Origin of the sequence: Massilia agrisoli (assembly GCF_020831365.1) — a bacterium.
Lineage (GTDB): Bacteria > Pseudomonadota > Gammaproteobacteria > Burkholderiales > Burkholderiaceae_D > Telluria_A > Telluria_A agrisoli.
On record NZ_JAJHPV010000002.1, the window covers coordinates 72,022 to 93,619 of the forward strand.

The window sequence follows — 21,598 nt, forward strand, 5'->3', positions numbered from 1 at the left end:
TTGTCAACCCCGCGCATTTTGCGGCTAACCGGGCCGTCGCGGGGTACAATGTGGGGTTAAGGCACGTCCGCGCGCGGGCCGCCACCGTCAATCGAATTAGAAAGTCTTCCCATGAGTCTCAAATGCGGCATCGTCGGCCTGCCTAACGTCGGCAAGTCCACCCTGTTCAACGCCCTGACCAAGGCCGGCATCCCGGCTGAGAACTATCCGTTCTGCACGATCGAGCCGAACGTCGGCGTGGTCGAAGTGCCCGATCCGCGCCTCAAGCAGCTGTCGGACATCGTCAAGCCTGAGCGCATCGTCAATGCTATCGTCGAGTTCGTCGACATCGCGGGCCTGGTGGCTGGCGCGTCGCAGGGCGAGGGCCTGGGCAACCAGTTCCTGGCGCACATCCGCGAGACCGACGCGATCGTCAACGTGGTGCGTTGCTTCGAAGATGACAATGTGATCCACGTCGCCGGCAAGGTCAGCCCGCTGGACGACATCGCCGTCATCCAGACCGAGCTGGCGCTGGCCGACATGACCGCTGTCGAGAAAGCGATCCACCGCGAGCAGAAGAAAGCACGTTCGGGCGACAAGGACGCCGCCAAGCTGGTTGCCCTGCTTGAGCGCATCATGCCGCAACTGAACGACGCGCAGCCAGTTCGCGCGATGGGCCTGTCCGAGGACGAAATGGCGATCATCAAGCCGCTGTGCCTGATCACCGCCAAGCCAGCCATGTACGTGGCCAACGTGTCCGACACCGGCTTCACCAACAACCCGCTGCTGGACCAGCTGACCGAATACGCCAAGTCGCAAAATGCGCCTATCGTCGCCATTTGCGCCGCGATCGAAGCCGAAATCGCTGACCTGGAAGACGAAGACAAGACCGCCTTCCTGGCCGACATGGGCATGGACGAGCCAGGCCTTGACCGCCTGATCCGCGCCGCCTACAAGCTGCTGGGCCTGCAAACCTACTTCACCGCCGGCGTGAAGGAAGTGCGCGCATGGACCATCCACATCGGCGACACCGCGCCCAACGCAGCCGGCGTGATCCACACCGACTTCGAGCGCGGCTTCATCCGTGCCCAGACCATCGCGTTTGACGACTTCATCACCTACAAGGGCGAAGCCGGCGCGAAAGAAGCAGGCAAGATGCGCGCTGAAGGCAAGGAATACGTGGTCAAAGATGGCGACGTGCTGAACTTCCTGTTCAACGTCTAAAGACTTGCCCTGTCTGCCGCCCGGCACTGTGCCGGGCGGCTACACCTGCTGCTGCTCTTCCATCGCCGCCGTCGCGCGGCCCAGCATCTGCTGCTCCAGTTCAGTGAACGGCATTGCTTTCCCAAACAGCCATCCCTGGGCAAATTCGACCCCGCGCTCGCGCAGGAAGTGCGCCTGCTCCTGGGTTTCCACACCCTCGGCGATCATCCGCAGCTCCAGGCTTTTCGCCATGCCGATGATATGGTGAACCACGTTGCTGGTCGGCGCTTCGGTCGCGATAGCGTCGATGAAACTCTTGTCGATCTTCAGGTAATCGACCTCGAGCGCTTCGAGGTAGGACAAGCTGGAATAGCCGGTGCCAAAGTCGTCGATTGCGATGCGGAATCCCTTGGCGCGTACATCGTGCAACACCTGGCGCACCGCATCCACATTGACCAGCCCGCGTTCAGTTATTTCCACCAGTACGTTGTGCGGCGAGACGCCGGTTTCGGCCGATAAGCCGTCAAGCAGAGTCAGCAGGTGCGGGGAGTGCAGGTCCGCAGCAGATAAGTTGATGGCAATGTGGAAGGCCGGGTGGCGCTGCATGAACGTGCCGGCGTCGCGCGCCACCAGCTGGAATACGCAATGCGTGAGTTGCTCGATCAATCCGTTTTGCTCGGCGAGCGGAATGAAAAAATCTGGCATGATCAGTTCGCCGCCCGGCCTGCGCCAGCGAATCAGGGCCTCCGCGCCGACCCATTCGCCGGTCGCCAGGTCGACCACTGGCTGGTAGAGCAGGAAGAACTGGCGCCGTTTCAGCCCGGACTTGATCGCTGCGGGAATGGCCATTTGCGTGCGGGCCAGCAAAAGCACCGCAATGGCCAATACGACCCCGGCGACTATTCCTACCGGTACCAAACGCAGGGCCACCTCGCGCGTGCGGGTGGAAAGATGGTGCATGGGCACCGCGGCGACTGCCGCGGACCGGTAACGTGTCGACTTGGCGACCGCAACAACGTGCCCGCTGTCGATAAAGGTCGCCTCACTGCGTCTACCCAGGCGCCCGACCCAGTCGCGATTGACGAAGCCGCGCGAACTCATGGGCGTCGCTTCCCCCAGCACGAAGATCGCCAGCGACGAGTCTTGCTCGGTGGTCGTGATATCGATCGGCAGATCCTTGTGAATGACCGCGACGTAGTGATTCTGCCTTAGGGCGATAAATGTTTCCAGGGGTGCGAAAGGCAGGCGCAGGTTTTTGTGCACTGCGACACCACCGGATGTCATGAAATCGGGCGATCCGATCAGCAGGCCCTTGGTGTCCCTGCCCAGGGACGAACAGAGCAGGCGTCCATCTTCCAGGTAACCGATGGCCTGGACGTACTTTGACGACAAGTCGATCTGCCGCATCATGCCAAGCTGAGTTTCCGAACAGGGATTGCCATCTGCGGAGGCTGTAAGCCGTGCGAAACCGTTGGCCACCTGGTCGGCAGTGGAATCGGAGCGCCGCAGGACGTCGCGCGCGTAGCCGAGGGTACGTTCGGTGACCGCTTCAAGCCCCTGGCGCTCCGATTCGACAATCGCGAGCCAGACGGGCAGGCCGACGGCGACCGTGGCGACGACGAGCGTCAAGGCGATCGCGATGGATTTATTCATATCGCCTTCGTCGCAACGGGAGCACTGCCGCAACCGTCACTATTGTTATTCGACGTTAATTGACTGTGGATCATTCTAGGCGAATTAGCGTATTTATGGAAAGCACCTCTGAGGGCTTTTTCATTCTGTTTATAATGCCGGGAAAAATTTCGGAGACAACGAACATGATAAGGATGACGACGCTGGCAGTGGCGGCCGTATTGGCGAGCAGCGCCCCCGCTTATGCAGCGTGGAACGATCCCCAGCAGCCTTTCAATGTGTTCGGCAATACCTGGTATGTCGGCACCAAAGAGTTGTCCGCGATCCTGATCACCAGCCCGCAAGGCCACGTCCTGCTCGACGGCGCCGTGCCGGAGTCGGCGCCCCTCATCGAAAAAAACATCAGGGAACTTGGCTTCAAGGTCGAGGACGTCAAGCTGATCGTCAATTCCCACGCCCACATCGACCACGCCGGCGGGATCGCGGCGTTGCAGCGCGCCAGCGGCGCGGTTGTTGCGGCCAGCGCCCACGGCGCCCAGGTACTCAGGGACGGCACCATCGGCAAGGACGATCCGCAGTACACGGCAGCGAAGCCCGATCATTTCCCGAAAGTGGCGCAGGTAAAGACGGTCCGTGACGGCGAGGTGCTCAAGGCGGGCGCCCTTTCGGTCACCGCACACATGACGCCCGGCCATACTCCGGGCAGCACTACCTGGACCTGGCAATCATGCGACGGCGCGAAATGCCTTGACGTCGTGTACGCAGACAGTGTGACGGCGGTGTCGCTGGGCGATTACCGTTTCTCAGGAGGCAAGGGCGCAGCCGATGTCTCGACCTTGTTCAAAGCCAGCATCGACAAGATCGGCGCGCTGAAGTGCGACGTCTTGCTGACAACCCATCCAGGTGCATCCGGCATCATGGAAAAGCTTGCCGCCAAAACGCCTTTGCACAATCCGTTTATCGACACCGGCGCCTGCCGCGCACTGGCTGAGGGGGCGCAGGCAAAGCTGGCCGCGCGCATCGGCTCCGAGCGCGGCGTGAAGGCCGTGGCCGCGCCGCCGCGGCACTGACGCGCCTCGCGCGCCGCCGCCGCGGGATACAATCGGCACATGGAACCTCAACCGACCACCGAACTGACGCGCATCTTTGCGCTTCAGCATGCAGCATCCCGCGCCAGCCCTGACACGCCATGGGCAGTACGCGCCGACCGCCTCGAGCGCCTGCGCAAGCTGCTGCGCGACCATCGCGGGGCGCTTGCGTCGGCCATCTCGGCCGATTTCGGCCAGCGTTCGCACCACGAAACAGAGCTGCTCGAAATTAACCCGCTGCTCGACGGGATTGCGCATTCGCTCAGGCACGGGCCGGCCTGGATGCGGCAACGGCGGCGCGCGGTCAGTTTCAAGTACCAGCCGGGCGCCGCGTCGCTGATGCCGCAGCCGCTGGGCGTGGCCGGCATCGTCGTGCCCTGGAATTATCCGTTGGCGCTGTCGGTGGGCCCGCTCAACGGCGCGCTGTGCGCCGGCAACCGCGCCCTCGTCAAGCTGTCCGAACTGACCCCGCGTTTCGGCGAATTGATGGCCGCGCTGGTGGCGCAGCACTTTGCCGAGGACGAGCTGCGTGTGTTCAACGGCGACGCCGGGTTTTCCCGGCAGTTCTGCCAGCAGCCGTTCGACCACCTGCTGTTTACGGGCTCGACCGCCGTCGGACACCACGTGATGCGCGCCGCCAGCGACACGCTCACCCCCGTCACGCTCGAACTCGGCGGCAAATCGCCAGCCATCATCGGCCCTTCGGCCATGTCCGACGCACAGTTTGACTTGCTGGTGCGGCGCCTGGTGATCGGCAAAACCTTCAATGCGGGTCAAACCTGCATCGCCCCCGATTACGCCTTCGTGCCGCGCGCCCGGCTGGCGCAGTTCATCGATTCGGCCGGGCGTGCGGTGAAGGCGTTCTATCCATCGCTGGCAGGCACCGGCGACTACACCAGCATCATCAACGCACGCCATTTTGAACGCTTGCAGGCGCTGGTGGATGACGCCATCGCGCGCGGCGCCACCGCGTGGCCGCTGTCGCCAGCCGAGCCCGATCCGCAGCGCAGGATCTTCCCGCCGGTACTGCTGAGCGCGGTCGCGCCCGGCAGCACCGTGCTGAAGGAAGAAATCTTCGGCCCGGTGCTGCCGGTGCTGGCCTACGACCAACTAGACGAGGCGATGGCATGGATCAATGCGCGCCCGCGCCCGCTGGCGCTCTACCTGTTCGAGCGCGACCGCAAGATCGTCGCGCATGTGCTGGCGCACACGGTATCGGGCGGCGTCACGGTCAACGACACCTTCCTCCATGTGGCGCCTGAATCGCTGCCATTTGGCGGCGTCGGCGCCTCCGGCATGGGCGCCTACCACGGCGAGGCCGGCTTTCGCACCTTCAGCCATTTCAAGCCGGTGTTCACGCAGGCGCCGCTGAGCTTGGTGGGCTGGCTCTATCCACCGTTTGGCAAGCTGGCCGAACGCATACTGAGGATGCCGAAGTCGCGCTAGCGGCTGATTACGGACGGCGCGGCCCGGCGCTGAGCCAGTCCTGGATCTTGCCGTACACGTCGGCGCGGCTCAGCAGGTCAAGGTGGTGCACGCCAAAGGCGATGAACTGGCGAGTTTTCGGAAAATTCAGGTTGCGCGCCGGATCCTCGTGCAACCCCAGCGCCGTATCCATCGGAATGACGCCGTCGCCCAGCAAGCGGTCGCGGATATCGCCGAGCCGCCGGCCGGTGGTGCCGGCAATCGCGTAGCACTTGACGCCTTTCGGCAGCGGGACCGGAAGGCGCTGGTCTTGCGCATGTTCAAAGCGGTTGCGTCCGTGCCAGTCCTGGTCGACCAGGTTGCCGTAGCGAAGGTCCGTGATGCCGGCGCTGCGCATTTCGCCGAGCCGGGCCAGCGGTGCGGTCAGGGCGCTGCGCCCCATGACGGCGCCGAGCCAGTTGCCGTGCCGTTCGAGAGGCGCGCCGTGGTGCGGCGTGCCGATCAGGACCATGTGGTCAAGGTGGCGCAGCCAGGCATGGCCTTGTTCCTTCGCGTAAAAACATGCACTGCGCGCCACCAGTCCGCCCATGCTGTGCCCAAGTATGGCCACCTGCTCGACCGGCACCGGCCATGCCTGTACCAACTGCTCCATCAGGCCGGAAAACTCGCGGCCGTTGACGGATATGTGGCGCCCGCTGTTGTAATGCAGGTAGACCGGCGTGTACCCCAGGTCATGCGCCAGTGCCTGGCCATAATCGTGGTTGGCGCGGCGCCATTGCAGGTCGCAGCGGCACAGCCCGTGGACAAGCACCACGATCTTGCCGGTCGGCTCGCCCAGTGCTGCTGACAGGCCGGCCTTTGACAGCACCAGCGGGTGGCCGTCGCTGCGCAGCCGCATGGCGATGGCAAGCGGATTTCCGGACTCGGCCAACAGGTCTCCAAACAGGCCGTTTACCGCTGCCAGCACCACCTCGCGCTCGACAGTGGACAGGTGTGTGCCGGGGGCGCTACGCGACAACCGGGCATCGGACCAGCGCGCGGCCGCCTCGGTTGTCTGGCGCACTCGGCGAAAGGCAAAGCCCGTGATGCCGCCCACAGTGGCGCGCAGCATGCGCACGCCCGCCATCCGCCTGTGTACCGCTTCGGCCTGCTCGAGTACGACGCGCACCGCGCTCAGGGCGAGCCGGGCTACCCCGTGCAGGTCGGCCGGATGCACATGGCGCGCGCCGTCCCTATTGTTCAAGTGTTTGCCTGGCGAGTTCAAGGTCCAGCCTTTCCATTGCGTCGTGCGGCGTCATGGCCGCCGCGTCGCGCCGCAGTGCAAGTGCCTCGGCAGCGTTGTCGCGCTGGTCGAGCATGATCAGCCCGTTAGCATATTCGAGGCGGGCAATTGCCGAGTCCGGATTCAGCGCGAGCGCGGCCTTGAAATGCCGGACCGCCTTGTCGGCGCTGGCGCCGTAGGTCATCCCGCCGATCAGGCTGCCAATCTTGCTGACGACTTCAGCGTGGTAAAGCCCGAGCGCCGTGTGCGCATCGGCATGGCGCGGGGCCAGTTCAAGCGCCGCCTCAAGGCTGTCCTTGACCTTGCTGCCGATGCCCTCCGCCAGTGCCCTGACCACGGAAATGTCTTGTGAATAGCGCCCCAGCGCATATGCGTGCCAGTACCACGCGGCGGCATTCCCGGGCTCCTGTTGCTGCTGCTGCTCGCAGCGCTGCGCCACTTCCAGCAGGCGCCGGTGCTTGTCGGGCGTCGACTCCTCGAGGTAGGCCGCGTGGATGCAGCTTGCCTTGTTGGCCGGCGCGTAGCCAGGCGGCCCCGCGGCGAGGCCCTGGCGCGCGGCGCTTTCGAACTCGCCTGCGTGAAAGGCAATCCACGCCTTGAGCACGGCAGCTTCCGCTGGCCACGGTTCGGCATCGCCGGCGTGCAGGTGCTTCCACGCCTTGCGCAGGCTTGCCGCGTTGTAGTTGTAGGACGGGTCGGGGTAGGGGAATGTGGTCCAGGCCATGGCGTGCTCCTTGTTAGGCGCATTGCCGATAACCGCCGGCGCCCGCCGGCGGCCCCCTGCAATCAATGCGTACCCGAGCCGGCGCGGGCCTGGCGAGGCTTGGGAGCGGCTTTTTTGAGGGTTTTCGCAGCGCCCGGCAGGGTGCCCCTGGCTGCCGGTTTTGTCGCCGCCTTTGCGGCCCGCTTCGCTGGCGCCTTGCGCGGCGCCGGCGCGGCATCCGCCAGCGCTGCCTTGAGCACCGCAATGTCAGCGCGCAGGCTTTCGACGTCCTCGTGCGAGGGCACGCCCAGGCTGCGCAGCGCGCGCGCCACCCGGTCCTCGAATATTTTTTCAAGCTTATCCCAGGAACCGGTGGCTTGCTTGCCGACGTTGCCAGCGAAGCTGCTGACTTTGTCGGCCATGGCGGCGCCGCCGTCGGGCAGGAACTGGCTCAGCCGGTGAAGTTCGGAACCATCGCGCACCAGCTTGTCGAAGATGGCGCCGCCATCCTGCTGGGCCCTGGAAAAGGCCCCCAGGCCAGCTTGCCAGATCTGCTGGGCAGAATTGCGGACCGCTTCGAGCAGGGCGTGTTGTTCCGGCGTTGCTTTTTCGTTGGGTTTCTTGTCCATGTCAGTTTCCGATCGTCGGGTGGTGGGCAGCACGGGGCGGCGCCTCATGCCGATGTTTTTCTTCAGGATAGGACCCTCGGTGCGCCAGCGCCAGCCTTCGCTTCCTCCTCGGCCACGATGCGCCGCAAGATCTTTCCGATAGGCGACTTGGGCAGGGGATCGCTGCGGAACAGCACCCGCTTTGGCACCTTGTAGGGGGTCAGGTATTTCTTGCAGTGCTCGACAAGGTCTTGCGCGGTCAGTGCCGGATCGCGGCGCACGACGACGATCTCGACGACCTCGTTGGAATGCTCGTCGGTGGCGCGTATCGCCGCGACCTCAAGGACGCCCGGATGCATCGTCACGACATCTTCGACTTCGTTGGGATAGACCTTGAACCCGGACACGACGATGACGTCCTTCTTGCGGTCGACCACCTTCACGTAGCCGCTGTCGGTCAGGCAGCCGATGTCGCCGGTGCGCAGCCAGCCGCCGGGGGTGAACACCTTGGCGGTTTCCTCGGGCATGTTCCAGTAGCCTTGCATGACCTGCGGCCCGCGCACGCCAATCTCGCCGGTGGCGCCCTGCGGCAGCTCCGCACCGTCGTCGTCCAGGATCGCGACGTCGGTCGACGGCAACGGCAGCCCGACTGCGCCGGAAAAGTGGTCGAGGTCGACCGGATTGGCGCACACGATGGGCGAGGTTTCGGTCAGGCCGTAGCCTTCGATGAGCGGCGTGCCAAATACCTGTTGCCATTTTTCGGCGACGGCGCGCTGCACCGCCATGCCGCCTGCGACCACCAGCTTGACGCCGTTGGTGTTAACCTCGCGCAGGTCCGGCGCGTTGAGCAGCGCATTGAACAGGGTGTTGACGCCGATCATGACGCTGAACTTCGTGTGCCTGAGCTCCTTGATGAACCCGGCGATGTCGCGCGGGTTGGTAACGAGCACGACATGTGCGCCAAGGCGGCAGAACGTGAGCGTGGCCGTCAGGGCAAACACGTGGTAAAGCGGCAGTGGCACGATGGCCGTTTCCTTGCCCTGTTCGAGCACGCCGGCAACCCAGGCGGCCGTCTGTTCGACGTTGGCCAGGATGTTGCGGTGGCTTAAGACGGCGCCCTTGGGGACGCCCGTCGTGCCGCCCGTGTACTGCAGGAAGGCGGTATCGTCGCCGCTCAGCGCTACCGGCTCGAGGCTGAAACCCTCGCCCTTGCGTAGCGCATCGGTGAAGCGCACCGCGCCGGGGATGTGCCACTCCGGCACCATGTGGCGCACGTGCTTGACGACCAGGTTGACGATCTGTGCCTTGGGGAAGGGCAGCATGTCGCCGACCCGCGTGGTGATGACGTGGCGCACCGGCGTGGCGGGCTTGGCCTGCTCGAGCGTATGGGCGAAGTTATCAAGCACGACAATGGCAGTGGCGCCCGAATCGGCCAGCTGGTGCTGCAGTTCGCGCGGCGTGTACAGGGGATTGACATTGACCACGACACACCCTGCGCGCAACGCGCCGAACAGCACCACCGGGTATTGCAGCAGGTTGGGCAGCATGAGCGCGATGCGGTCGCCCTTGCGCAACCCGGCCGCGTGCTGCAGGTAGGCGGCAAAACAACGCGACTGCGCGTCGAGCCGCAGCCAGTCGATGGTGGCGCCCTGGTTGCTGAAGGCAGGCGCGCCGCGGAACTGGCTGCATACCCATGCAAACAGCTCGGGAAGCGACGCGAACCGGTCGACCTTGACGGCCGGCGGGACGCCGGCGGGGTAGCTTTGAAGCCAGATCTTGTTCATGACAATGACCCTCCGGCACCGCTATGAAGGAGAGTTCGTCCTGGGCGGTGCCTTCTTGAGCACGATGCGCCGCGCGTCCGCGCTTGTCTTTGATTTGCATCAAAGCGTCCACAGTGCGCGCGCATCGCGTCTGCCCGGCCGCCGGCGAACACGCAAGATTTTCCGAACCATCGGTGTGGCGCCACGGTCCAATTATCTGGCCACCCCCGGCCGCAACCTGTCAAGGAGTCCAGCATGCCAAGCACACCTACAAAACCGGCCGCCAATGTCCATCCCGCCGATGCGGCGCATCATCCCGCAAGGGCGGGCAACGGCCAGGCTGCGGCGGAAAGCGCGGCGCAGGTAGTACGACAGGGCATTGTCGACAGTCTTGGTGCACTTGGCGCGATCGAAACGCAGATCACCGCGCTGGTACGCCAGACGGTGGCCAATTCGCTGGGTACGGGCGGGGCCGCGGCAGGCGAACTCGTGCACGTCGTCGAGCACGTCGTCAGGGGCGCCATCGAAGCGAGCGAACAGGTTGGCAGCGGGCTCAACATCAGCGTGCGCAGCGTTGCCAAGGGCATCGTCAGTGGCGTGCACGATGTGGGCGGCGATGTTGTCGCCGCTTCATTCGAAACCATGCGCGCCATCGTCCGGGTCGCCGCGGCGCTTGGCGCCGATATTGGCGCCGTCGCGCGCCATGCCGTGTCTGCGCTGATCGAGGCATCGGCCGACCTGGGCGCCGATGCCGGCCAGGTCGGAACCAAGGGCGCCGAGGGCGCGATCCGCGCTGCCGGGGACATCAGCAACACGGCAGTGCGCACGGTCCGCGATGTGCTCGTCGGCATTGCCGGCGGACTGGGGCAGACCATCCAGGCAGCGTTGCCGCAAGGCGCCTTGTCACCGCCGCCCCCGGCCGGCGGGGCAAAGGTGCGCCACTGAGTCCAGCCACTGCTGCGCCGCGCGCTAACGGCGGCCTGGTGCACGGCTGGCCGGGCGCCGCCGCCGCGTTGGTTCGCCTGGCCAGTGGCTCATCAGCGCGGTAAGCACGAGGGCTTCGAATTCGGTGGCGACGCGTTCCATCAGCGTGGCCGGGTCGGGAATGCGCTGCGCGTCGGACACCGCAGCAAAGCTGACTTCCCCGGCATAACTGAGGATGCTGATGCCCAGGCCAATGCCGCCGGACTGAGGCACCCAGAACACCTGGCGCGTGATGCGTCGGCCGGCCAGCCAGCGCGGCTGCCCGGGGCCGCGCACATTGGTCACCACCATGCTTGCGTTGGCCGCAAGTGCGTCGACGACGCGCTCTTTCAGGAAGTCCGGCGCCACGCCCAGGCCGGCAAGAATGCCGAACGCTACCAAAGCCTGCTGGGATTGCTTCAATGCCAGCATGCGGCGATGCACTTCGTGTACCCGCACCAGCGGGTCCACGATGCTGATCGGCAGATCCAGGAAGACCAGTCCGAACCGGTTGCCCAGTTCGCTGATCGGCCCTGGCGGGCGCAGGTTGACCGGCACCAGGGCGCGCACTTCCTTGCCATCGACGACGTCGCCGCGCTCGAGCAGATACGCCCGCAGCGCCGCCGTCACGCAGGCCACCAGCACATCGTTGACCGAGCAGCCGAATGCGCATGCCAGGCCTTTCACCTCTGCCAGCGGCAGCGGTGCCGACCACGCCGCGCGCTTCATGGCGCCCAGGTCGCCCTTCAGGCGGGTCGGCGAGTCCGGCGTCATCGCAGCGATCGCGCCCGCCTGGTAAAGCAGGCTGGCGGCGCTGGTGCCGCTCGACCAGGCGTTGCCGGGATGGCGCAGCAGGCCGGCCCCGGCGTCCGCCAACGCTGCGGCGCCGCGCAGCACGTCGCCCAGCGTCGATGCCACCGGTCCCAGGACGCGCTCGAGGGCGCTGAGGCCGGCATCGGCGCCGTCCAGGTCGCCCGGCGGCGGGCGCGTCACGCGTTCACCCAGGTCGGTGATCGCCTCGATCACATGCAGCATTGCAAAGCCATCGCCGTAACAGTGGTGGATCCGCATGATGAGCGCGCTTCCTCCCGGGCCGTCGACCAGGTGCCACTGCCACATCGGCCTGGCGGGGTCGAGCGGGGTGCTGATCAGGTCGCTGGTGAGCTCCTGCAGGCTGGCCTCGCCAAGTGCGACGCGGCGCACATGCCAGTCGAGGTCGAAGTGGGGGTCGAGTTCCCAGCGTGGCCGGGACCCCGTGTCGGCCACGCGCTGGTGGAACCGGTGGAGGCACAGCATCCGGGTACGGATGACGTCTTTCAGGCGCTCCAGCTCCACATGGCCGTCAAGCATCATCATCCCGCAGATCATCATGAGGTTGGTCGGCCGGTCCATGCGCAGCCATGCGGCATCGACTGCCGACAGCCATTCTTCCTGGGACATCTGCGCGGCCATGCTACAGGTGCACGCCGTGCAGCAACTGCTGGAGCGCGCGCAGTTCGGGCGAACTGTCCTGGGCAGGGCCCGGCGCGGACGGGTCGGAGGCGGCCGACAGCCGGTATGCGCTGCTCATGATGATCTGCGACAGCTGTGGCGCCGCTGCATGCATGGCCAGTCCCAGCATGCCCACGTTGGTGGCGATGCGCGCCGGCTGCGCGATGACGGCTTCGACTACCAGCTCAGCGGCCTGTTCCGGGGTGATGGCCGGCGCGTCGCGGTATACCTTGCTCGGAGCGATCATCGGGGTCCGCACCAGCGGCATGTTGATGGTGGTGAAGACGATGCCGAGGTCGGAAAATTCGGCGGCGGCACAATACGACCAGGCCTCCAGCGCCGCCTTCGAGGCGACGTAACCGGAAAAGCGCGGCACGCTGGTCAAGACGCCGATCGATGAAATATTGATGACCTGCCCGGCGCGCTGCGCGACCATGGCTGGCAGCAAGCCGAGCGTCATGCGCAGCGCGCCGAAATAATTGAGCTGCATCATGCGCTGGAAATCATGGAAACGGTCATAGCTTTCCTCGACCGCGCGGCGGATCGAACGTCCGGCGTTGTTGACCAGGATATCGACGCGTCCGTGGTCGGCCAGCAGCACCTGCAGCAAGCGCGCGCAATCGTCCATGTCGGCCAGGTCGGCCTGATAGATGGCCAGGTCGAAGCCGCGCTCTTGCACCTGCGCGCGCGCCGCCTCAAGCTTGGCCAGGTCGCGGCCGCAAATGAGGGTGGTGGCGCCGGCCGCGGCAAGCCGGTGGGCGGTGGCCAGCCCGATGCCGGACGACCCGCCCGTGACCAGCGCCACCTTGCCCGCGACCCGCCCGCGCAGGCTGCGGTCGATCAACAGCGCAGGATCGAGGTGGCGCTCCCAGTAATCCCATACCGGGCCGGCGTAGTCTTCGAGCGGCGGACAGACAATGCCGCTGCCTGCCAGCGCGGCGGCGGCTGCGCGGTTGTCGAAACGGGTTGGCCAGTTGGCTAACTGCATGATGCCGTCGGGCAGGCCAAGATCATTCATGATTGCATCGTGCATGCGCCGCACCGGCTGCAGCGCCGCCACGCCCTGGCGCAGCCATTCCGGCAAGTAGCTGAACAAGGCGGCGTTGATACGCAGGCTCATCTTCGGTGCGTGGGCGGCGCGGGCGAAGATGTTGAGGACATCGCCAACCCGCCTGGACTCAGGATCGGTCAGGTGGAAACACTTGCCATCGAGGCCGGGCAGGTGGGCAATATGATTGAACGCAGCAACCACGTAATCGACCGGCACAATATTGATGCGTCCGCCCTCGATGCCCGGCGCCGGCATCCAGGGCGGCAGCAGGGCTCGGATGCGCTGGATCAGTTTGAAGAAGTAATAGGGCCCGTCGGCCTTGTCGGTTTCGCCGCTGCGCGAATCGCCCATGACCAGCCCCGGCCGGTAGACGCGCCACGGCACGGCGCAGGTTTCGCGCACGACCTGTTCCGAAGCGTGCTTGCTGGCGAAATAGGGATGCCACAGCTGTTCGGCTTCGCCGAACATGTCTTCGCGAAAAACACCCTGGTACAGCCCCGCCGCCGCAACCGAGCTCATATGATGGAAACAGCCCGCCTTCAGTTCGCCAGCCAGCGCAACGGCCCGCCGCGTCCCTTCGATATTGGTCGATGCCTGCGCAGCGGCATCGGCGCGCAGGTCATAGATGGCGGCGAGGTGGATGAAATGGTCGATGCGGCCGGCCAGCTCGTCGCGCTGTTGAGCGGAAAGGCCGAGCTCCGGCAACAGTACGTCGCCGCTCACCGGAATGGCGCGGGTGGCATCGGCCTTCCAGAGCGCGAACAGGGCGGGCAGCTTGTCGCGGCTGGCGTCGCGCGCCAGGAAATATACTGTGCTCGATGGCGACTCCAGCAGCACGCGGACCAGCCGCCTGCCGATAAACCCGGTCGCGCCGGTGATGAAATAACGCATGATGGTCTCCTTTAGTCCACCGGGCTGGCAGCGCCGCCGAGGATCAGTTCGGCCGCTTTTTCGGCAATCATGATGGTCGGGGCGTTGGTATTGCCGCCGATGAGGGTCGGCATGATCGAGGCATCCACCACCCGCAGGCCCGCCACGCCGCGCACCCGCAGCGTATCGTCGACCACCGCCATCGCGTCATGCCCCATCTTGCAGGTGCCCACCGGGTGGTAGATCGTCTCGGCCTTGCGGCGGATGAACTGCGCAATGTCGTGGTCGGTCTGAACCTGCGGCCCCGGGAAGATTTCGCGTCCGCGGTAAGGGTCGAATGCCTGTGCCGCCAGCAGGCGCCGCGCCGCCTTGACGCCTGCCACCATCAGCGGCAGGTCCGCAGGATCGGCCAGGTAGCATGGATCGATCAGCGGCGCCGCCGATGGCTCGGCGCTGGCCAGCGTGATGCGGCCGCGGCTGCGTGGCCGCAGGCTGCACACGTGCAGCGCGTAGCCATGGCCGAGGAGGGTAAACAAGGCGCTGCGCAGCGTCCTGGCGTGCCCGTCGAGCCGCGCCGGGGTGAAATGGAACTGCAGGTCGGGGACGGCCACGCCCGGCGCGCTGCTGGCAAAGCCGCCGCATTCGGCCGAATTGCTGGTCAGCGGGCCGCGGCGGTGGCGTAGATAGTCGAACCCGTGGCGCACCAGCGACGGCAGCGTCGCCAACGAAATACCGAGTGATACCGGCTTGCTGCACTGATGCACCACCAGGGCGTCGAGGTGATCCTGCAGGTTGCGGCCGACGCCGGGCACGGCATGGCGCAGCGCGATGCCGTGCCGCGCCAGCTCGTCGGGCGGCCCGATGCCGGACAGCATCAGCAATTGCGGTGAATTGATGGCGCCGCCTGCCAGCAGCACTTCGCGCCGCGCCTGCACGGTTGCCTTCTTGCCGTGGCGCAGATAGGCCACGCCCGCGGCCCGTCCGCCCTCGAACACCACCTGGCTGGCGAGGGCGTGCGTCATGACGTCGAGGTTCGGACGTCCGCTGGCGGGGTGCAGGAAGGCGTGCGCCGCGCTCCAGCGCTGGCCGTCCTTCTGGGTAACCGCGTAGCAATTGACCCCTTCCTGGGTGGGGCCGTTGAAGTCAGGATTGAGTCGATACCCTGTCTGGGCGGCAGCGTCGATGAAGGTGCGCGATAGCAGGTTGGGCGAGCGCAGCCGGGCGACATTGAGCGGGCCGCCACTGCCGTGGAAAGGGCCGGGGCCGTCCTCGTAATGCTCCGAGCGCATAAACAGGGGCAGCACGTCGGCATAGCTCCAGCCGCGGTTGCCGAGCGCGGCCCAATGATCGTAATCGCTGGCGTGGCCGCGCGTGTAGATCATGGCGTTGGTCGCGCTGCTGCCGCCGAGCGTCTTGCCGCGCGGCATGAAAAGACGGCGTCCTTCCAGCTCGGCTTGGGGCGTGGTGAAATAATGCCAGTTGAGTTTTTTGCTCATCATCATGCGAACCAGCCCGAGCGGCATGCGGATGAACGGGCTGCTGTCCCGCGGCCCCGCTTCGAGCAGGCAAACGCGGATGGCGGGGTCAGCAGATAGCCGGTTCGCTAACACGCAACCCGCGGAACCGCCGCCGACGATGACGAAGTCATACATTGTTGGACCCGTTGGACCCGGCACCTGCAGCCGTGCCGGCACTCCCCTTGTGTGCCCCAGGCTGCGCGCCGCCCTTGCGGCGCAGGCCATGACCTCATCTTAGCACCCGGGGGCGTTGGGCGCAGAAGGTATTGGCGACAGGCTGGCTCATGGTCCGCCGGCGATTGATGCGATACTGGCGGCCCCTACACAAAAATGATAGTACGCGCAATGCCGGTTATTTCTGAGCTCATCCTTTATCCGATCAAATCCTGCGCCGGCATCTCGGTGCGCCAGGCCACCCTGACCACCGCCGGCCTGTCGGTCGACAATGTCTACGACCGTGAATGGATGGTGGTGGACGAGCAGGGCCAGTTCCTGACCCAGCGCGAGTATCCGCGGCTGGCGCTGGTGTCCCCGCGCATCAAGCTTGACACCATCGAACTGCGCGCGCCCGGCATGCTGCGCCTTGAAATCCCGCTCGACCTGCCGGCCCCGGAAAACGAAGTGCTGCGCGAAGTGAAGCTCTGGGACGACACGGTGCTGGCCTACGATTGCGACGAAACCACCGCGACCTGGTTCTCCCAGGTGATCGGCGCGCCATGCCGGCTGGTGCGTTTCCACGCCAGCGCCCAGCGCTTTGCCAGCACCAAATGGACTGGCGGCGTCGAGGCGCCGACGCTGTTCGCCGACGGCTACCCGGTGCTGGTGATCGGCTCGGCCTCGCTGGCGGACCTGAACGGCAGGCTGGTGGCCGCCGGGCGCGACCCGCTGCCGATGGACCGCTTCCGACCCAACGTCGTGGTCGACGGCATGGAGCCGTACGAGGAAGACTACGTCGGCGCCTTCAGCATGGGCGGCGCCGAACTGAAGCCGGTCAAGCCATGCCCGCGCTGCCCGATCCCCGCGGTCGACCAGGCCACGGGCCTGCCTGGCCCCGACCCGCTCGACATCCTGCAGTCCTACCGCAACAAGCCGCAGCTCGATGACGCGGTCTGCTTCGGCATGAACTGCATCGTGACAAAGGGCGACGGCGAGCGCCTGTTCGTCGGCCAGCAGGTCGGGGCCGCACTGGCATTCTGACCCGCCAATAGCCTGTTCGGGTAAGATGGCGCGAGTTTAACTATTGCGACGAAGGAGCGTTATGCACGATTCGGGCCCAACGACGAGCGAGCTGATGACGGAGAACGAGTCCCTGCGCGCACGCATGGCTTACCTGATGGAGCAGGCCGAACGCAATCACGAGATCATGCGCCGCCACCAGGCCTTCGACCTTGAGATCGTCGGCTGCGACAACTTCCCCAAGCTCGTCACCGCGATCTTCCGCAGCCTGCCGGTGATCTCCGAACTCGATATCGTCACCCTCAGCCTGGTCGACGAGGAAGCCGACATCCAGACCGTGATGAACGTGCTGGGCGTGGATTTTGGCGAATTCCCGCAACTGCATTTCGTGGCCACCGAGGCCGCGCTGGGCTTCGTGCCGTCGCGTAGCGCGGCCCTGACCGGCCCGCCCAAACCGCTGCTCGGACCCTATTCGCCGGTGCTGCACCAGGCGATGTTCCCGAACCCGCCGGCCGGCCTGCAAAGCATCGCGCTGGTGCCGCTGCTGCGTAACCGCCGCCTGATCGGCAGCCTGAACCTGGGCAGCCTCGACCCGACCCGCTTTACGCCGGCGCTGGGCACCGACTTCGTCGAGCACATGGCCTCGATCATCGCGATCTGCCTCGAGAACGTGATCAGCAACGAGATGTTGAAGTACATCGGGCTGACCGACTCCCTGACCGGCGTGTACAACCGCCGCTACATCGACCGCCGCCTGATCGAAGAGATCGCGCGGGCGCGCCGCCAGGCCTACCGCATCTCGTGCATGTACATCGATATCGACCACTTCAAGCAGGTCAACGACACGGTCGGCCACCAGGGCGGCGATGAAGTGCTGCGCGAAGTGGCCACGCGCATCAAGAACGAGCTGCGCATGTCGGACGCGCTGGGGCGTTTCGGCGGCGAGGAATTTGTCGTGCTGCTGATCGACGCCGACCTGGAGAGCGCCATCGCGGTGGCCCAGCGCATCCGCAACAGCGTGGCCAGCCACCCGTTCCACCTGTCGACCGGCGGCCAGCTGGAGCTGTCGGTGTCGATCGGGGTGGCGACCCTGGAAGACTTCGAGCGCGACCACGCCATCGAAGGCGTGGCGCACCAGCTGGTGGCGCATGCCGACACCGCGCTGTACCAGGCCAAGGCCGAAGGCCGCAACCGGGTGGTGTCGTTCGACTAGCGCAATCGCTTAATTCAGCAGGCGTTCTTCCGCGCGGCTGACCGCTTCGGCCGAGCCGCGCACCACCACCACGTCGCCTTCCGCCAGCACCGACTCGCGGCTGGCGTCGACGCGCTCGCGGCCGCGCCGCAGCACCGCCACCTCGGCGCCCACTTCTTCCAGTTCCAGCTCGCCGATGCGCTTGCCTATGGCGCCTGCGCCGTCCACCAGCGGCACCGAATGCAGGCGCACGAACAGGTGCTCGGGATCGTCGGCCGCGTCCGACAGGCCGTGGAAGTAGCCGCGCATCGAGGCATAGCGCTCTTCGCGCACCGACTGCACCCGGTGCACCACGCGCCGCAGCGGCACCCCCATCATCACCATCGCGTGCGACGCCAGCATCAGGCTGGCCTCGAGCGACTCGGGCACCACTTCGGTGGCGCCGGCCTTCTTCAGGGTGTCCAGTTCGGAGTCGTCATGGCAGCGCACGATGACGGGCAGGGCAGGGGCCAGCTCGTGCACCTGGTGCAGGATCTTCAGCGCCGACGCGGTATTGGCGTAGGTGATGACCATCGCGCTGGCGCGGTAGATGCCGGCGGCGACCAGGCTCTCGCGCCGCGCCGCGTCGCCATACGACACATTGGCGCCGGCCGATTGCGCTTCGCGCACGCGCTCTGGGTCAAGGTCGAGCGCCTGGTAGGGCACTTTTTCGTCGGTCAGCAAGGTGGCCAGGCTCTGGCCGCTGCGCCCGAAGCCGGCGATGATCACGTGCTTTTGCGCGGCCATGGTGCGCGTGGCGATCTGGGTCAGCTGCAGCGACTGCATCATCCATTCGTTGGACGCGACCTTCATCACAATCTGGTCGGACTTCTCGATCAGGAACGGCGCGATCAGCATCGACAGCACCATCGACGCCAGCACCAGCTGGATCATGAACGGGTCGAGCAGCTTGGCGCCAGCGGCCAGCGTCAGCAGCACGAAGCCGAATTCGCCGGCCTGCGCCAGGCCCAGGCCGGTGCGCATGGCGACGCCGTCGGAGGCGCCGAACCACTTGGCCAGCAGCGCGATCAGCGCGAACTTGAGCATGACCGGTATCGCGGTCAGTACCAGCACCAGCCACAGGTGCTCGACCACCAGCTGCACGTTGAGCATCATGCCGACGGTGATGAAGAACAGGCCAAGCAGCACGTCGCGGAACGGCTTGATGTCTTCTTCCACCTGGTGCTTGTACTGGGTTTCCGAAATCAGCATGCCGGCCACGAACGCGCCCAGCGCCAGCGACAGGCCGGCCTGCTCGGTGATCCATGCCGCGCCCAGCGTGATCAGGAGCAGGTTGAGCATGAACAGCTCCTGCGAGCGGCGCTTGACCACGATCGAGAACCAGCGCCGCATCAGCTTCTGGCCGATAAACAGCAGCAGCACCAGCACGATCACCGCCTTGACGGCGGCCCAGGCCAGCGTCTCGACCAGCACTTCGGGCGGCTTGCCCAGCGACGGAATCAGGATCAGCAGCGGCACCACGGCCAGGTCCTGGAACAGCAAAATGCCGATGATCTTGCGGCCGTGCGGGCTTTCCAGCTCCAGCCGCTCGGTCAGCATCTTGACCACGATGGCGGTCGAAGACATCGCCAGCGCGCCGCCCAGCGCGAACGAGGCCTGCCAGCTGATCTGGAAATTGGCCGGCAGCTGGGTCGAGGCCAGCCAGCCGAACGCCATCGCGCCGGCGATGGTCAGCACCACCTGCGCCATGCCCAGCCCGAACACCACGCGCCGCATCGCCTTCAGCTGCGCCAGCGAGAATTCCAGGCCGATCGAGAACATCAGGAACACCACCCCGAACTCGGCCAGCGTATGGGTGGTGTGGTCGTTCTCGGCCAGGCCGAGGGCATGCGGCCCGATCAGGATACCCACGGCCAGGTAGCCCAGCATCGGGGGCAGGTGAAGCATGCGGAACGCGACCACGCCAAGGACGGCGCTGCCAAGTAACAGAAGGGTCAGTTCCAGTCCAGAATACATGCGCGCCTGCGTCCCCTCACGGCTAAATCGTTATTTGTTGCGTCTGGCAAGTTTTTTGCTTTCGCAATTCGTTTATACTTCCAGCATGAGTGTAACCGATGAAAAAACAATGCTGAAAGCTTTTGACAACACCGCCCTGCAGCGCGCAATGGAACTGGCGCGCGAGACCCTCGACATCGAGGCTGACGCGCTGCGCGCTGCGCACGGCCGCCTGCTCGGGGATGACAGCATCGGCCGCGCGGTGGGCATGCTGCTCGGCTGCAGCGGCCGCGTGGTGGTGTCGGGCATCGGCAAGTCGGGCCACATCGCCCGCAAGATCGCGGCCACCCTGTCCTCTACCGGCACCCCGGCCATGTTCGTGCACCCGGCCGAAGCGGCCCACGGCGACCTCGGCATGGTGACGGCGGAAGATGCTTTCATTGCAATTTCCTATTCCGGCGAAGCGGCCGAGCTGCTGTCGATCTTGCCGATCGTCAAACGCATGGGCGCGCCCTTGATCGCCATGACCGGCAAGCCGCAGTCGAGCCTGGCCCAGCTGGCCGACGTGCATTTGAACATTGCCGTTGAGAAAGAGGCCTGCCCGCTGAACCTGGCGCCGACCGCCAGCACCACCGTGACGCTGGCGCTGGGTGACGCGCTGGCCGTGGCGCTGCTCGACGCGCGCGGCTTCCGCGAAGAAGACTTCGCGCGCTCGCACCCGGGCGGCGCCCTTGGCCGCCGCCTGCTGACCCATGTGCGCGACGTCATGCGCAGCGGCGACGCCATCCCGATGGTTAGCGCCGACGTACCGCTGTCGGCGGCGCTGCTCGAAATTACCCAGAAGGGCATGGGCATGACCGCCATCGTCGACAACGCGGGCCACCCGGTCGGCGTGTTCACCGACGGCGACCTGCGCCGCATGCTCGAAAAAGTGCAGGACTTCACCAAGGTCACGATCCGCGACGTCATGCACGCCGGCCCGCGCACCGTGCATCCCGAGCAGCTGGCAGTCGACGCGGTCGCGATCATGGAAGAATTCCGCATCAACCAGATGCTGGTGGTGGACGCCGACGGCAAGCTGGTCGGCGCGCTGCACATCCACGACCTGACCCGCGCCAAGGTGATCTGATGCGCGAACTCGAACACATGCGCCGCGCCGCCAGCGTCAAGGTCATGATCTTCGACGTCGACGGCGTGCTGACCGACGGCACCCTGACCTACGGCGCCGATGGCGAAGTCACCAAGACCTTCTTTGTCCTCGACGGCCTCGGTATCCAGCTGCTGAACAAGACCGGCGTGAAGACGGCGATCATCAGCGCGCGCCAGTCGCCCATCGTGGTCAAGCGCGCGGCCGACCTGGGCATCACCCATGTCTACCAGGGCATCCATGACAAGCGCATCGCGTTCAACTCGCTGCTCGAAGAAACCGGCGTCACCGCCGACCAGTGCGGCTATATCGGCGACGACGTGATCGACCTGCCGCTGCTGCTGCAGGTGGGCTTTGCCGTCGCCGTACCGAGCGGGCACGCCGAGGTCCAGCACCGCGCCCACTACGTGACGCGCGCCAATGGCGGGCGCGGCGCCGTGCGCGAGGTCTGCGACATGGTCATGCGCGCGCAGGGCACCTATGAACAGGCGCTTGCGCCGTACTTCGCCTAGA

17 protein-coding genes are annotated in these 21,598 nt (G+C 65.8%); 8 read left to right on the forward strand and 9 right to left on the reverse strand.

Annotated elements, in window-relative coordinates; all coding sequences use genetic code 11:
- The first annotated feature begins 111 nt into the window (after window positions 1-111).
- On the forward strand, window positions 112-1,203 hold the full coding sequence (gene ychF, locus LMJ30_RS00420; protein ID WP_229430358.1) for a redox-regulated ATPase YchF: 1,092 nt from the start codon (window positions 112-114) through the stop codon (window positions 1,201-1,203).
- Window positions 1,204-1,242: 39 nt separating this feature from the next.
- On the opposite strand, the gene LMJ30_RS00425 is transcribed toward ychF, so the two are convergent.
- The gene (locus tag LMJ30_RS00425) at window positions 1,243-2,835 is read right to left on the reverse strand and encodes an EAL domain-containing protein (protein ID WP_229430359.1); all 1,593 of its coding nucleotides are present in this window, start codon (window positions 2,833-2,835) and stop codon (window positions 1,243-1,245) included.
- A 164-nt stretch (window positions 2,836-2,999) separates the two neighbouring features.
- Between LMJ30_RS00425 and bla the strand changes: the two genes are divergently transcribed.
- Together bla and LMJ30_RS00435 are read left to right on the forward strand one after the other, a co-directional pair.
- Window positions 3,000-3,884 carry a subclass B3 metallo-beta-lactamase gene (bla, locus tag LMJ30_RS00430; RefSeq protein ID WP_229430360.1) on the forward strand — a complete coding sequence of 295 codons (885 nt, stop codon included), beginning with the start codon at window positions 3,000-3,002 and terminating at the stop codon, window positions 3,882-3,884.
- A gap of 39 nt (window positions 3,885-3,923) precedes the next feature.
- Window positions 3,924-5,348, forward strand: a complete 1,425-nt coding sequence (locus LMJ30_RS00435) for a coniferyl aldehyde dehydrogenase (protein ID WP_229430361.1) — start codon at window positions 3,924-3,926, stop codon at window positions 5,346-5,348.
- 7 nt (window positions 5,349-5,355) lie between these two features.
- Here the strand turns inward: LMJ30_RS00435 and LMJ30_RS00440 are convergent, their stop codons facing one another.
- The 4 genes from LMJ30_RS00440 to LMJ30_RS00455 form a co-directional block, all read right to left on the reverse strand.
- Window positions 5,356-6,570 carry an esterase/lipase family protein gene (locus tag LMJ30_RS00440; protein ID WP_229430362.1) on the reverse strand — a complete coding sequence of 405 codons (1,215 nt, stop codon included), beginning with the start codon at window positions 6,568-6,570 and terminating at the stop codon, window positions 5,356-5,358.
- Complete coding sequence (locus tag LMJ30_RS00445) at window positions 6,560-7,333, reverse strand: tetratricopeptide repeat protein (protein ID WP_229430363.1); 774 nt, start codon at window positions 7,331-7,333, stop codon at window positions 6,560-6,562. Before LMJ30_RS00445 ends, LMJ30_RS00440 begins: the two co-directional genes overlap by 11 nt.
- Before the next feature lie 62 nt (window positions 7,334-7,395).
- Window positions 7,396-7,941 (reverse strand): phasin family protein, encoded by a 546-nt coding sequence (locus LMJ30_RS00450; protein WP_229430364.1) that lies wholly within the window; start codon window positions 7,939-7,941, stop codon window positions 7,396-7,398.
- A gap of 62 nt (window positions 7,942-8,003) precedes the next feature.
- Window positions 8,004-9,704, reverse strand: a complete 1,701-nt coding sequence (locus tag LMJ30_RS00455; protein WP_229430365.1) for an AMP-binding protein — start codon at window positions 9,702-9,704, stop codon at window positions 8,004-8,006.
- A 234-nt stretch (window positions 9,705-9,938) separates the two neighbouring features.
- On the opposite strand from LMJ30_RS00455, the gene LMJ30_RS00460 reads away from it, so the two are divergent.
- Window positions 9,939-10,628: a hypothetical protein gene (locus tag LMJ30_RS00460; protein WP_229430366.1), complete on the forward strand. Its 690-nt coding sequence runs from the start codon at window positions 9,939-9,941 to the stop codon at window positions 10,626-10,628.
- A gap of 24 nt (window positions 10,629-10,652) precedes the next feature.
- Here LMJ30_RS00460 and LMJ30_RS00465 read toward each other — a convergent pair whose 3' ends face one another.
- The 3 genes from LMJ30_RS00465 to LMJ30_RS00475 are packed head-to-tail and all read right to left on the reverse strand — an operon-like array spanning window position 10,653 to window position 15,710.
- Complete coding sequence (locus LMJ30_RS00465; protein ID WP_229430367.1) at window positions 10,653-12,086, reverse strand: wax ester/triacylglycerol synthase family O-acyltransferase; 1,434 nt, start codon at window positions 12,084-12,086, stop codon at window positions 10,653-10,655.
- Window positions 12,087-12,099: 13 nt separating this feature from the next.
- Window positions 12,100-14,079: an SDR family oxidoreductase gene (locus LMJ30_RS00470; RefSeq protein ID WP_229430368.1), complete on the reverse strand. Its 1,980-nt coding sequence runs from the start codon at window positions 14,077-14,079 to the stop codon at window positions 12,100-12,102.
- Between the two features lie 11 nt (window positions 14,080-14,090).
- Complete coding sequence (locus tag LMJ30_RS00475) at window positions 14,091-15,710, reverse strand: GMC family oxidoreductase (protein ID WP_229430369.1); 1,620 nt, start codon at window positions 15,708-15,710, stop codon at window positions 14,091-14,093.
- 210 nt (window positions 15,711-15,920) lie between these two features.
- Between LMJ30_RS00475 and LMJ30_RS00480 the strand changes: the two genes are divergently transcribed.
- Both LMJ30_RS00480 and LMJ30_RS00485 read left to right on the forward strand, forming a co-directional pair.
- Window positions 15,921-16,772: an MOSC domain-containing protein gene (locus LMJ30_RS00480; protein ID WP_229430370.1), complete on the forward strand. Its 852-nt coding sequence runs from the start codon at window positions 15,921-15,923 to the stop codon at window positions 16,770-16,772.
- A gap of 61 nt (window positions 16,773-16,833) precedes the next feature.
- Window positions 16,834-17,964, forward strand: coding sequence for a GGDEF domain-containing protein (locus tag LMJ30_RS00485; protein ID WP_229430371.1), 1,131 nt, complete (start codon window positions 16,834-16,836; stop codon window positions 17,962-17,964).
- A gap of 9 nt (window positions 17,965-17,973) precedes the next feature.
- Here LMJ30_RS00485 and LMJ30_RS00490 read toward each other — a convergent pair whose 3' ends face one another.
- Window positions 17,974-19,959: a monovalent cation:proton antiporter family protein gene (locus tag LMJ30_RS00490; protein WP_229430372.1), complete on the reverse strand. Its 1,986-nt coding sequence runs from the start codon at window positions 19,957-19,959 to the stop codon at window positions 17,974-17,976.
- A 109-nt stretch (window positions 19,960-20,068) separates the two neighbouring features.
- Between LMJ30_RS00490 and LMJ30_RS00495 the strand changes: the two genes are divergently transcribed.
- Both LMJ30_RS00495 and LMJ30_RS00500 read left to right on the forward strand, forming a co-directional pair.
- Window positions 20,069-21,067 carry a KpsF/GutQ family sugar-phosphate isomerase gene (locus LMJ30_RS00495; protein WP_229430373.1) on the forward strand — a complete coding sequence of 333 codons (999 nt, stop codon included), beginning with the start codon at window positions 20,069-20,071 and terminating at the stop codon, window positions 21,065-21,067.
- Complete coding sequence (locus tag LMJ30_RS00500) at window positions 21,067-21,597, forward strand: KdsC family phosphatase (RefSeq protein WP_229430374.1); 531 nt, start codon at window positions 21,067-21,069, stop codon at window positions 21,595-21,597. Before LMJ30_RS00495 ends, LMJ30_RS00500 begins: the two co-directional genes overlap by 1 nt.
- Window position 21,598 lies beyond the last annotated feature (1 nt).

Coding starts and splice junctions, on each gene's coding strand:
- LMJ30_RS00445 (WP_229430363.1), bottom strand. CDS start 7,333: ATGGCCTGGACCACATTCCCCTACCCCGACCCGTCCTACAACTACAAC.
- LMJ30_RS00480 (WP_229430370.1), top strand. CDS start 15,921: ATGCCGGTTATTTCTGAGCTCATCCTTTATCCGATCAAATCCTGCGCC.
- LMJ30_RS00455 (WP_229430365.1), bottom strand. CDS start 9,704: ATGAACAAGATCTGGCTTCAAAGCTACCCCGCCGGCGTCCCGCCGGCC.
- LMJ30_RS00470 (WP_229430368.1), bottom strand. CDS start 14,079: ATGCGTTATTTCATCACCGGCGCGACCGGGTTTATCGGCAGGCGGCTG.
- LMJ30_RS00475 (WP_229430369.1), bottom strand. CDS start 15,710: ATGTATGACTTCGTCATCGTCGGCGGCGGTTCCGCGGGTTGCGTGTTA.
- LMJ30_RS00435 (WP_229430361.1), top strand. CDS start 3,924: ATGGAACCTCAACCGACCACCGAACTGACGCGCATCTTTGCGCTTCAG.
- LMJ30_RS00495 (WP_229430373.1), top strand. CDS start 20,069: ATGCTGAAAGCTTTTGACAACACCGCCCTGCAGCGCGCAATGGAACTG.
- LMJ30_RS00490 (WP_229430372.1), bottom strand. CDS start 19,959: ATGTATTCTGGACTGGAACTGACCCTTCTGTTACTTGGCAGCGCCGTC.
- LMJ30_RS00485 (WP_229430371.1), top strand. CDS start 16,834: ATGCACGATTCGGGCCCAACGACGAGCGAGCTGATGACGGAGAACGAG.
- LMJ30_RS00450 (WP_229430364.1), bottom strand. CDS start 7,941: ATGGACAAGAAACCCAACGAAAAAGCAACGCCGGAACAACACGCCCTG.
- bla (WP_229430360.1), top strand. CDS start 3,000: ATGATAAGGATGACGACGCTGGCAGTGGCGGCCGTATTGGCGAGCAGC.
- ychF (WP_229430358.1), top strand. CDS start 112: ATGAGTCTCAAATGCGGCATCGTCGGCCTGCCTAACGTCGGCAAGTCC.
- LMJ30_RS00500 (WP_229430374.1), top strand. CDS start 21,067: ATGCGCGAACTCGAACACATGCGCCGCGCCGCCAGCGTCAAGGTCATG.
- LMJ30_RS00425 (WP_229430359.1), bottom strand. CDS start 2,835: ATGAATAAATCCATCGCGATCGCCTTGACGCTCGTCGTCGCCACGGTC.
- LMJ30_RS00460 (WP_229430366.1), top strand. CDS start 9,939: ATGCCAAGCACACCTACAAAACCGGCCGCCAATGTCCATCCCGCCGAT.
- LMJ30_RS00465 (WP_229430367.1), bottom strand. CDS start 12,086: ATGTCCCAGGAAGAATGGCTGTCGGCAGTCGATGCCGCATGGCTGCGC.